The organism is Dietzia sp. SLG310A2-38A2 (assembly GCF_014145095.1).
GTDB lineage: Bacteria > Actinomycetota > Actinomycetes > Mycobacteriales > Mycobacteriaceae > Dietzia.
Map to the genome: position 1 here is coordinate 1 of NZ_JAALDX010000456.1, position 2,721 is coordinate 2,721.

Genomic DNA, 2,721 nt, shown 5'->3' on the forward strand with positions numbered 1-2,721 from the left:
TGCCGACGGCCTGTACTTCACCGGGCGCGTGGACGACCAGGTCAAGATCGGTGGACGCAGACTCGAGCTGGGCGAGGTCGACACCGCGGTGTCCGCCCTGCCGGGCGTGAGCGCCGGAGCCGCCGCGGTGAAGAAGACCGACGCGGGCCAGTCCGTCCTCGTGGCCTACCTCGTGGCCGACGACCCCGAGCACTTCGACCTCGCCGACGCCGCCGGGATTCTGCGCGACCGCCTGCCGGCGGGTGTGGTCCCCCGGCTGACCCTGGTCGACGAGCTGCCCACCCGCACGTCGGGGAAGGTCGACCGCGCGGCCCTGCCGTGGCCCCTGGCGCAGACCTCGGCAGCGGAGACCGAACTGGACGGCACCGATGCGTGGGTGGCCGAACTGTGGTCCTCGGCCCTCGGCGCCGACGTCTCCGGGGTGGACGAGGACTTCTTCGCACTGGGGGGCGGCTCCCTCGCCGCGGCCCACGTGGTGGTGGCGGTCCGGGAGCGTTTTCCCGGCGTCACGGTGGGAGACATCTACGACCGCCCGCGCCTGGGCGATTTCGCGGGGTACCTCGACGAGTTGGAACCGGTGGCCGCCGTGGAACCGCGGCACGTCAGACCCGTCGGGCGCGGCGCGCAGGTGGTGCAGGTCCTGGCCACCCTCCCGCTTCTCACGATCACCGGGCTGCAGTGGCTCACCTGGCTGGGGATCGCCAACAACGTCGCCGCCTCCGTGGGCGCCCCCTGGGCGCGCCCGGTCTCGTGGTGGGTGCTCGGGATCCTCGCGGTGCTGCTGCTGTTGCCCGCAGGCCGGATGGTCGTGACGGGTCTCCTGTGCCGGGCCCTCACGTCCGGGGTCACGCCGGGCACCTATCCGCGGGGTGGGTCGGTCCATCTGCGCCTCTGGGCGGCCGAACGGCTGGTCGAGGTCTCCGGGGTCGCGAACCTCGAGGGCGCCGGCTGGCTCACGCCCTTCGCGCGGCTGCTCGGAGCGAGGATCGGCCACGGCGTGGACATGCACACCCTGCCCCCCGTCACCGGGCTACTGACCGTGGGCGACGGCGCCTCGATCGAGCCGGAGGTCGACCTGGCCGGACATTGGATCGACGGCGACATCCTGCACATCGGGGCCGTGGAGATCGGCGAACACGCGGTGGTCGGAGCCCGGTCCACGCTGCTCCCCGGCGCGGTGGTGGGCCGCGGCGCGCACGTCGAGATCGGATCCGCCGTGGTGGGGACCGTCAAGGCCGGGAAGCGCTACGCCGGCTCACCTGCACTCAAACGGGGCAAGCGGGGTTCGAGCTGGCCGGCCGAGCCCGCACCCCACAACCGCGTGTGGAGCCTGGTCTACCAACTCTCCGCGGTGGCGCTCGGTGCGATGCCGTTGCTCGCCCTGGCCGCCGGACTCGCGGTGGTGGCCTGGGGCGCACGGGACGCCGCGACCCCCGGACAGCTGTTCCTCCGTACCGCTCTGTGGTCCGCCCCCGGGACACTGGTCGCCCTCGCGCTGTTCGCCGCTCTCACGCTGGCGTCGGTCCGTGTGCTCTCCGTGGGTCTGCGAGAGGGGTTCCACCCGGTCCACTCCCGCATCGCGTGGCAGGCCTGGTGCAGCGAGCGCATCATGGACGCCTCCCGGAACTGGCTGTACCCGCTCTACGCCTCGATGCTCACCCCGATGTGGCTGCGGGCGCTGGGCGCGAGGATCGGGAAGGACGTGGAGGCCTCGACCGTCCTGCTCATCCCTTCGCTGACCACCGTCCGTGACGGGGCGTTCCTCGCCGACGACACGATGGTCGCGCCGTACGAACTGGGATCGGGGTGGATGCGGTTGGAGCAGGCGCAGGTCGGCAAGCGCGCGTTCCTGGGCAACTCGGGCATCGCCTCAGCCGGCCGCAAGGTCCCCGCGCGTGGGCTGGTGGCCGTCCTGTCCTCTGCACCACAGAAGGCCAAGAAGGGCACCTCGTGGCTCGGTTCGCCCCCGCAGAAGCTGCCCAGGGCCGCGAGCGACGGCGAGAGCGACGCGCGCACCTACCGGCCGCCCCGACGTCTCAAGGTCGCCCGCGGCGCGTGGGAGACCCTGCGCCTGGTACCCGTGTGGCTCTCGTTCCTCCTGCTGGTCAGCGCCCTGGTGGTGATGCAGGAGATCCACCGGGAGTGGGGCTTCGGTGTCGCGGCGCTGACCTCCGGGGTGACCCTCGCGTACGCCGGACTGGTGGCCCTGCTCGTCTCGGTCCTGGCCAAGTGGCTCCTGGTGGGCAGGATCCGTGCGGGCGAACAACCGCTGTGGTCCTCCTTCGTGTGGCGCAACGAGGTCGCCGACTCGTTCGTCGAACTCCTGGCCGCGCCCTGGATGGCCCGGCCCGCCACCGGCACCCCGATCCTCACCGTGATGCTGCGGCTGCTCGGGTCGCGCATCGGCCGCGGCGTGTGGTGTGAGTCCTACTGGCTCCCCGAGGCCGACCTGGTCTCGCTGGGCGACGGCGTCACCGTCAACCGCGGCTGCGTTCTGCAGACCCACCTGTTCCACGACCGCATCATGCAGATCGACCGAGTGACGATGGCCGACGGCGCCACCCTGGGCTGCCACTGTGTGACCCTCCCGGCGTCCTCGATCGGCGACGGCTCCACCGTGGGCCCGGCGTCGCTGGTCATGCGCGGCGACCGCATCCCCCCGGGCACCCGCTGGCAGGGCAACCCGATCGCGCCCTGGCGGGGTTGAGCCGGCCCGACTGG

At 72.5% G+C, this 2,721-nt stretch carries 1 protein-coding gene; it reads left to right on the plus strand.

Annotated features, from left to right (window positions below; genetic code table 11):
* A partial coding sequence (locus G6027_RS15015) for a Pls/PosA family non-ribosomal peptide synthetase (RefSeq protein ID WP_182637874.1) occupies positions 1 to 2,707 on the plus strand: 2,707 nt, incomplete at its 5' end.
* Positions 2,708 to 2,721 lie beyond the last annotated feature (14 nt).